Origin of the sequence: Pseudoscardovia radai (genome assembly GCF_002259605.1) — a bacterium.
In the GTDB taxonomy this organism is placed as follows: domain Bacteria; phylum Actinomycetota; class Actinomycetes; order Actinomycetales; family Bifidobacteriaceae; genus Pseudoscardovia; species Pseudoscardovia radai.
Map to the genome: position 1 here is coordinate 1 of NZ_MWWR01000021.1, position 9694 is coordinate 9694.

4 protein-coding genes are annotated in these 9694 nt (G+C 59.0%); 3 read left to right on the plus strand and 1 reads right to left on the minus strand.

Annotated features, from left to right (window positions below):
- Nucleotides 1-158 precede the first annotated feature (158 nt).
- Together PSRA_RS08580 and PSRA_RS08585 are read left to right on the plus strand one after the other, a co-directional pair.
- On the plus strand, nucleotides 159-1769 hold the full coding sequence (locus tag PSRA_RS08580) for a ParB/RepB/Spo0J family partition protein (RefSeq protein WP_094661484.1): 1611 nt from the start codon (nucleotides 159-161) through the stop codon (nucleotides 1767-1769).
- Between the two features lie 762 nt (nucleotides 1770-2531).
- Nucleotides 2532-3500: a hypothetical protein gene (locus tag PSRA_RS08585; protein WP_143516449.1), complete on the plus strand. Its 969-nt coding sequence runs from the start codon at nucleotides 2532-2534 to the stop codon at nucleotides 3498-3500.
- 748 nt (nucleotides 3501-4248) lie between these two features.
- On the opposite strand, the gene trxB is transcribed toward PSRA_RS08585, so the two are convergent.
- Nucleotides 4249-5334, minus strand: a complete 1086-nt coding sequence (gene trxB / locus PSRA_RS08590; protein ID WP_094661486.1) for a thioredoxin-disulfide reductase — start codon at nucleotides 5332-5334, stop codon at nucleotides 4249-4251.
- A 1325-nt stretch (nucleotides 5335-6659) separates the two neighbouring features.
- On the opposite strand from trxB, the gene PSRA_RS08595 reads away from it, so the two are divergent.
- On the plus strand, nucleotides 6660-9694 hold a 3035-nt coding region (locus tag PSRA_RS08595), incomplete at its 3' end, for a putative Ig domain-containing protein (protein WP_143516451.1).

Sequence of the window (9694 nt, forward strand, 5' to 3'; positions counted from 1 at the left end):
CTCCGAAGCGCCGAGCTATGGCCAGAGCGTTATCGCGTGCGGTCCGCGCAGCATCGGTGCCGTGGCGTACCGCAAGGCGGCGTATGAGATTGCGTGCCGTTCCGAAGAGACACTGAAGCGCATCCCCCGGTAAATTTCGGTAGGAAATGGAGAAACACATGAGTTCGCATCCGCGTTTGGGTAGAGGTATCGGAACGCTGTTTCCCGCGCTTCCGGTGGATGATGAAGCCGATAAAAAGAAGGCCGGCGCCGCTCCTGTGACGCCGGTGGAGTCTGCTGATAAGACGGCGGAAGGTGCCGAGCGGGCATCTAATTCTAATGTTTCACGGGAAACCGATGTTTCACGAGAAACATCCGCTACAGCGCAACCGGCTCAGGCCGATGGGGCGACGGCAGAGACTACGGCTGAGGCGACCACGGAGACAACGACCGAGACGACGGCCAAGAAGGAACCGGGAGAGGCTACCGAGTCGGCGTTGAATAGCAATGCCGACACGACTTCTGAAGCTGGGAAGCCGTCCGAGGCAGAGGCATCGGATGGAAACCAGGCTGCGGAATCGTCGGAGAATTCGTCGGCACCCGCAAGCACTGATGCTCCTCAGAGGTCTGAGTCCGAGAAGAACGCAAGCGCCGAGAAGAACGCGGGCAACAAGTCGGCATCGCATTCTGGTGGACACAGGAATAATCGACCGCATATTCCGTCTCTGATTGATTCGTTGCATCCGGCGGATCTGTTCTTCAGCGACACCACAAGCGAGAAGCCGAAGGAGAGTACGCCTCAAACCAATGGCGAGACTCCATCGGCTCGCACCGAAACCCCACGCGAGAACACAGCCGCGCCCACTGTTGTCGCGTCACGGGCATCTGAAAGCAGGCAGCCGACAACCGATACCGCGGCTTCGACTGACGCTGCACAGAGCGAATCCAGTGCAGCTCCGATTTCAGGTGCGTATTACACTGAGCTGCGTCTTGACGAGATTCTCCCTAACGAGCATCAGCCGCGAACGATTTTCGACGAAGACGAGTTGCATGAGCTGGGCGAATCTATAAAGGAAGTCGGTGTGCTTGAGCCGATTGTGGTGCGGCCCCGCCACAATTGGAAGGCTCCGTATGAGCTGATCATGGGGGAGCGGCGGATGCGTGCGGCGAAGGCGGCCGGGTTGGAGCGCATCCCCGCCATCGTGCGCACCACGGCTGACGAGAATATGTTGCGTGATGCCGTGCTGGAGAATCTGCATCGTGTGGCGTTGAACCCCTTGGAAGAGGCGGCGGCGTACGAGCAGATGCTGGAGGATTTTCACATCACCCAGGCCCAGCTGGCGAAGTCGGTGTCAAAGTCACGCTCCCAGATCACCAATACGCTGCGACTTCTCCAGCTGCCGGGTAGTGTGCAGAAGAAGGTCGCGGCTGGTGTGTTGTCGGCCGGTCATGCGCGTGCCCTTCTTGCGCTCACCGACGAATCTCAGATGGAGCCGCTGGCCGAGCGCATTATTGGAGAGGGACTCTCCGTTCGCAGCACCGAGGAAATCGTGGCGCTGAAGAATGGTGCCGAGCGCAAACAGCATCGCCGCAAGAGGCTGAGCGTGTGGTCTGACTCCCCGGCACTGCAGAGCCTGGAGAATCGCTTTGAGACCAAGGTGGAGATCCACGGTTCGAAGCAAAAAGGCAAGATCGAGATCACCTTCTCGTCCGAGGAGGATTTCGATCGCATTATGCAACTGATGAACGGCGCCGACCAGGCCAAGGCCACAAATGATGGCTGGGTGTGATGTGGTGGCTGTAGCCTCGTAATTCCTTTATCGGACACCTATGAATCTGAGGTCTGACTCCAAAACGATGTCTGGAGTCAGACCTCACTTTTATTTCGTGTTCTCTGCGGTAGCCTGATTCTGTTCCGCATCGGGGAGGCTTGCTGCAGAGTTTTGCGATACCGATCTGTTAGGCACGTTTCTGTTTCCGGTGTTATGGAGTCGGTCGGGCTTTATGTGGTCTCGCTCCAAAGTGCGTTGCTGCTCTCTGTGGTAGATGGGGGTTTGCCATCTGAGGCACATGTGTGTCGCTGGAGTAGTAGCAGTGTGGAGTAGTGGCAGTGATGTGTCTGCCGACCCTGGATGAGCGTTGTACTCGATTGCGGAATCCCGCTCCCTCCACCTGTTCACCTGATGTTTCACGTTAAACTATTGTTTTACGTGAAACATCAGGTTCATTGTGCTGCCAAAGGATGTTTCACGGGAAACGACTGTATGTGAAGTTCTCTTTGTTTCCTTTGTTTCGCGTAACCTGGTCATGTTTTATGTGAAACATCGTTCGTGTTCATACTTTCGATGCCATGCTCTGCTCTTTCACGTGATCTGGTATTCACCGGGGTGTGAATGTGTTGCTGTCTGCGTTTGTGGCGGATAATGGATATATCAGAGAAATCGGCGATAGGGGTTTACATGGTTAATGGCGATGCTTCTAATCTCTATGCTTCGAGCGCGGCAGACGATACATCAGGTGGTCGGGTGTCTTCACCACGCCATCGTCGCTGGATGATTGGTGTTGCTGTGTGCGTGGGCATTGTGCTCGGCGCCGTCTGCGGTGTCGGTGCATGGCAGCATTCCCTTGCCTGGGCTCACGCGGCGGGGGAGGCGCAAAAAGCGGCATACGATGCGTGCGCGAAGGCGCAGTCCGACGCGCAGACGGCGTTGGAGGCGTATCAGAACGCGGTGGCGGACAGTGGGGCCGTGGCCGCCACGGATCCCGCGACTCTCGCGGACGCGTCGGTGTTGGACGCGTTGAACTCCGCGCGCACGTCGCCGGCGGTGTCGCCGGACGCGTGCCGCGTGGACATGGATGCGGATGCGTTGGACGCGCTCACGGATTCGTGGAAGTCGGCGGGCGCCGCGTGGACGCAGGGCGCGCAGGACATCCAGTCCGCCGCGCAGGCCGTCACGGACTCCCAGGCGGCGAAGGCACGCCAGGATCGGGTGGACGCACTGAACGGGAAGATCCAGGAGGCGCGCGCCCTCCTGGAGTCGTCGGATGGGAATGTGGCTGACGCGCAGACGCGTTTCACCCTGACGGATGTGATCAATGCCGCGCAGGGCATCGCGGACGACCAGACGAGCGCCCCGGACGCGTTCGATCAGGCCTCCTCCGGCCTGGATGCGGCCATGGGGTCCGTTAACGACAGCATCAGCAAGAAGCAGGCGGATGATGCCGCCGCCGCGCAGGCCGCCCAAGCCGCCGCCGCGCAGGCGCAGCAGCGCCGGGCCACCGGCACGAGCCGCGCCGCGACGGGCACGTCCGGTTCCACCAGCCGCCCGACCCCGAGCGGTGGCGCGGTGTCCGGTTCCGCGCCCGCCCCGGCCGCCAGCGGAAACACGGGCACGAGCGGCGGGTCGAGCGCGAGTGGTTTCATCAGCAAAGGCTGGTCCGGCGGATGCGGCGCAACGATGGAAGAATGCGAGGCGAATGGCAGCAATCCGTATGATGGTTACAATCACAGCATGCCCTGATTCGTTCTGATTTCCCCTTCCGTTTCCTCCGGTCTCCTTCTCTCTTCATGGGCTTCCGGCCTGCCTCTTTGTAGGGTGGGCCGGGAGCCTTTTTTGATTCTTTCCGTGGTGTCCGCGCTTATATAACCTGTACGGCGTGGTCACACATCCATGGGTGAGCCGGACGTGGTGTCCGGACGGCCCCGTCCGACGGGACGCGGGCGGACGACAACATGGGAACAATGTGATGGCTTGCGGACATTTTTCGAGGATTTCGGGCGCGAAAATCGTGTTTTTGGTCCGTAAGCCATCACAGTGTTATGGGGAGGGAGAGGGAGGCGTGGTTGTATCCACTGGCGTCCTCCGTCATCGCGATTGCACGTGAAGGTACGCGGGATTGCGCCCTCGACGGCGGGGCGAGTTCGGCTCGGGTAGGCCGCTTGGCAGCTTCTCCAGAGCATACGGATCCGATAACTCGCCAACCGGATGTGTGAGTAGAGATGATGGTACTAATCCGTTCATTGCTGGCTGATTCTTCCTGGTTCCTTCCCTCTTTATGGCTTCCGGCTTGCTCCTTGTGGGATAGTTCGGAAGCCTTTTTCGTCGGCGGGGCAGCGCTCGGACGTGGCAATAACGTGTCGAGGAACGGGAATAAGCTGACGCGCTGCGGTCAATGTTTCACGTAAAACTAGCACCAAACAAAACGGCTGCGATGTTTCATGTGAAACCTCGCAGCCGGTGTCGCTCGGAACAGAACGAAAATCGTGTGTTATTTCTCGAGCCATGCCTGCGCGTCGAGCGCGGCGCGGCACCCCATGCCAGCAGCAGAAATTGCCTGGCGGTAGGTATCGTCCACCACGTCGCCTGCGGCAAAAACGCCGGGAACCGATGTGCGTGTGGAGGCACCGTCGACGGTGATGAATCCGCGATCATCAAGAATGGGGGAGCCGGCCAGGAACTCCGTATTGGGAGAGCTGCCGATGGCGACGAAAATTCCGGAGGCATCGAGAGTTGATGTGGAGTCCGTATCGGTGTGGTGGAGCACCACTCCAGTAGCGGAGGTGCCGTCGCCAAGAACTTCCTGCACCGTGGCGTTCATCACGAACTCGATGTTTTTCTCTGCAGCAGCACGATCAACAAGAACCTTCGATGCGCGGAACTCGCCTCGACGGTGGATAATCGTCACGCTGGATCCGAAGCGAGCGAGGTACAAGGCTTCGGTCAGGGCGGAGTCGCCGCCGCCAACCACAACAATGGGCCGGTCTTTGAAGAAGAATCCGTCGCATGTTGCGCAGTAGCTGACGCCGTGGCCGGAGTACTCGGCCTCGCCGGGAACGCCGAGCTTATTGTAGTGTGACCCCGTTGTAATAATCACGGCCTTAGCGCGGTATGCGCTCCCGTCCGATGTGGTCACTGTTTTCTCCGTGGCGTGCGAGGCAACCGATGCCACGTCCTTCGCCTCGAGTCGTGTTCCGAAGCGAACGGCCTGGGCTTTCATCCGTTCCATGAGGTCGGGGCCTTCGATGCCATCAGGGAAGCCGGGGAAGTTCTCGATCTCTGTGGTGTTAACCAACTGCCCGCCTGGTTCGAGTTCTCCGGTGAGCAGAAGTGGGCGGTACCCTGCGCGGGCAAGATAGATTGCCGCGGTATACCCTGCCGGACCCGAGCCGATGATAATGGCGTTCTCCAGACGTGCGCTGGTCTGTGGCGTGGCCACAGTGTTGTTTGCTGCATTGTTCGCTTTGTTGCTCGCCGTATTGTTCTGCGACTTCAACGATGACAGAGAGATCCGTGTGGTTGGCTTTTCCGAAAACAGATTTGCTCCGGTGGATTGTGAGAACGGATTATTGGACATGGTGCCTCCTCTATGCCTCACCATTATCTCAGATACCATTTGGCTGTGAGAGGAATTCGCGCTGGAGAGCGGGTGTTTTGTGCGCCGATTATGAATACTTAGTTGTAGCGCGACTCCAATATGGTGTCGCCATAGTTCAATTCCGTGGGGGAGTTGGTTTCTAGCCGAAGTTGTGGAGCGCTGCTCCTGCCATGACGCACCTATGCTGCCCTCGCAACATGTGGTGCTGCTTGTCTGGAGTGTTTCTACACATTGATGCCACCTGTATATCGTGACGCAACTCTATGCCGGCGTGAGACTCAGTCACGCCTGAAGTGAAGCGATTTTCTTTTTCCCTGAACTGTATTGTGACCACAATACAGTTTCGTTCGTCAATTCTCCGTTTGGAGAGTCTCTCGATTATCCCTGTCAAGGTGCTTCGGAGTTTCTTCTTTGAGGTACTCGTGGAGCTGCTGCGCGGTTCTACGATTTTGTGCTCCGGCGCGACTTCCTCTGGGGCTCTGCTTTTGGCTTTGCGTATGTGGGGGAGTGGTGTTGGTTGTGGGGAAGTTCTCTCATTATGGTTGTTGTGCCGATTGGTCTCCTTCTCTCGATGTTCATTCCGTTGGAGCAAACGTTTTACGTGAAACATGTACAGAGGAATGATGTTTTACATAAAACATCATTCCTCTGAGTGAAGGTTTTACGTGAAACATCACCAGAACTTTCTAAACAATACATCGCCTTTTGTGAGGTTCTCGGCTTTCGCGACGGCGCATTCAAGTTGTGAAAACCCTGTATTTTCAGGCATTTTGTGTGATGCTTAATGAGTGTTTCGTGTGAAACATTCAGTTCTATCATATAGTTTCACATTAAACATATATCTATTTTCTATGTTTCACGTGAAACAAATCGCCGCGATCCCTTATTGCTGGTCCCTTGGTAAGGGCCTCCTGGAGAAACATCAACCATATTGGTAATACCGTGTGTTTCCATTGCTCTGCGTTGCCTTGTCGAATGCTCGTCGATGCGCTGAACGGCGCAGTTTCAAAACGCTTTCAAGCCATGCGCAGACACTGTTTGATACTGCTTTGTTTGATACTGCTTTCTCCGCCTGAAACGCCTTGCAAACACGGCCTGTTCATCTGCGGGACAATGCTTGTTTTATTTTGAAATTGCCAATAATCGAGCATGTTGTATAGTGGGTTTTGGCTGGAGGTTGACTTGGGGTCAACCGACAGTGATCGCGTAATCGGAGCACCATCACTTTTCGCAGTGCGCGACGGGATAGTTCCGCGACAGTGGAGTCGTGGAATGGGTATCTGAATTGATATCAGGGAGGACCAATGGGAACTACCAATAAGGGGGCCACCACAAAACGTGTGGTGAGCCGCACTATCGGCGCTTTCGTGGCGGCCGTGGTGTCGTGCTCGGCAGGCGTTCTCGCCTTGCCGGCGTATGCAAATGAAACAACGAATGTCACGCAGGTGTCGAGCCTGACCGAGCTGACCAGCGCTATCTCCGCCACCGATCCTGGCGTGATCGAGCTGACCGGAGATATCGATTGCGCTGCCGACGCGGTTGCTGCCTGCGTTGTTGTCAATGGCAAGGATGTGACGCTTGACCTCAACGGCCATTCGATCACCAACGATGCCACCGACCACACCGTCACGGTGAATAATGGCGGCGAGCTCACGCTGACCAATAACACCGAGGCTACGCAGAACGGAGTTGTCGACAACACCGGCCATGGCAAGGCCGCGCTGTTCGTGGATCGCAACAGCGGCGCCACCATCGAGAACGGCGTGACGCTCACGCGTTCCAAGGAAGCCGGCACTGACGCAGGTGCCAACGGCAATTCCTATTACACAGTGCTCAACCATGGCACGATCACGATGAACGGCGGCACCATCGAGAATTCCGGTGCATTCTCCTCCGTCATCGACAACGGTTGGTATTCCGGCAATCAGCCGGGCGACTCCGCTACGTTCACTATGAACGGCGGCACCATCAGCGGCGGCAAGTACGTCAAGAACGATACCGCGGGTACGATGGTTATCAATGGCGGCACCATTGAGAACGGTGATGCCGGCAACCTCCTCAATTGGAACGATGCCACGATCAATGGTGGAACGTTCATCGCCAAGGATGGTTCCACCAAGCCTGTGGTTCTCATGGGCAAGACCGAAGGCAGCTCTGTTGAGCAGGGTAAGCTGAAGATCGCCGGAGGCGACTTCACCAAGGCCGGCACCAAGCTCATCAGCGATCTTACGTCCGCGCCGTCCGAGGTCGCCATCTCCGGTGGTGAGTTTGCCGCGGCTCCTGACGCCAAGTACCTCGCCAAGGGCACTGCCTACACCACGGATGAGAACGGCAATGTGGTTGTGGCCGATATCACCGAGCCCACCATCGTGTCGGACTCGCTGCCTGGCGCCATGCTGAACACCGGCTACAACGCCACCCTCGAGGTGTCCCCGCGGCCCTTCGACAGCGTGACCGCCGAGGGTCTGCCTGACGGCCTGACGATTGACAGGGCCACCGGCGTTATCTCCGGTACGCCGACTAAGAGCGGCGAGTTCACGGTGAAGTTCACTGCCACGAATTCCAAGGGAACCGCCACGAAGTCCTTCGCCATGTATGTGTATGAGGCCCCGGCTTCCGATGTGACCGCACTCCCCACCGGCAAGATCGGCACGGAGTACAACTGCACGGTTGCCGCCACCGGCTACACCACCCCGACGTTTGCGGCCGAGGGTCTTCCGAAGGGCCTGTCGATTGACGCGAAGACGGGTGTGATTTCGGGCACCCCGACCGAATACGGCTTGTTCACCCCGAAGATCACGCTGACGAACGAGGGTGGCACGCTGACGCTGACCCCGTCGCTGACGGTCGATTCCCCGCTGTCGCTTGATCAGACGGCGCTTGATCCGGCGAAGGTCGGCGACGCGTATAGCGCGAAGCTGACGTTCAAGGGCAATCCGGCGGCTTCCTCGTCGTCCGTGACCGGCCTGCCCGCCGGCCTGGACTATGATCCGGCGACCGGTACGATTTCGGGTACGCCGACCGAGTCCGGCGTGTTCGAGCTGACGGTTGCCGCGTCCAATGGCGTGGATCCGGCGGTGAGCACGAAGCTGACGCTGACGGTGAACGCGGCCCCGGTGGTCAACACCGCGGCTCTGGCGGATGCGACGTATGCCGTTGATTATTCGCAGAAGATCGACGTGGCCGCTTACCCGGCCGCGAAGGTCGAGGTGTCGGGCCTGCCCGAGGGCCTGGCGTATAACGCCGAGACCGGTGCGATCGAGGGCAAGCCTGCCGTCGCGGGCGAGTTCACGGTGACCGTGAAGGCGTCCAACGATTACGGCAAGGTGTCCAGGGACCTGCACCTGCTTGTCAAGGGCACGCCGGTGATCTCGACGACGCAGCAGGACGTGAAGCCGGCGACGGTGGGCTCCGAGTACAGCCTGCCGCTGACGGTGACGGGCTCCCCGGCCCCGCAGATCGATTACACGAAGCTTCCGGACGGCCTGTCGTTCGATACGCAGACGAATACGGTGAAGGGCACCGTGGCGGCGGCTCCGCGCGTGTATCCGGTGACGTTCACGGCGAAGAACTCCGAGGGTTCGGCGTCGGTGACGCTGAGCATCCGCGTGAACGAGAAGCCGGTGTTCAAGACCCAGTCCCTGCCTGACGGCTCGACCCTGTCGGAGTACAAGACCACGGAGGGCAAGGACGTGCAGGTCGTGGCCGAGGGCCTCGACGTGACGTTCGCTTCGAAGGATCTTCCGGCCGGCCTGTCGCTTGATGCGAAGACGGGCGTGATCTCGGGCACCCCGAGCAAGGGCGGCGAGCTCAAGTTCACGGTGACGGCGACGAACGAGCTGGGCTCCACTGACCAGCAGTACGCGATCAAGGTGTCCGAGCCGGCTGCGGTCTCGACGCAGTCGCTGGCGCCGGTCGTGGCGGGCCAGGCGTACGAGCAGAAGATCGAGACGACGGGCTATCCGGCCGCGACGGTCACTGTCACGGGTCTGCCCGAGGGCCTGTCCTTCCAGGACGGCGAGATCTCCGGCACGGTGGCGGCCGATAAGGTCGGCTCGTACCAGGTGACGGTGGAGGCCGACAACCAGGTGGGCGACAAGCCGGCGTCGAAGACGTTCACGCTGTATGTGGCGACCCAGCCGACGATCAATACGGCGTCCCTGCAGGATGCCGTGGCCGGTTCGAAGTATTCGATCGACCTGGATGTGGAGGGCGCGCCTGATCTCGACGTGACGGTGGATGGCCTTCCGGACGGCGTGACGTATTACGCCCCGACGAAGACGATCTCCGGCTTCCCGACCCGGACGGGCGAGTACAAGGTGACCGTGACGGCCACGAC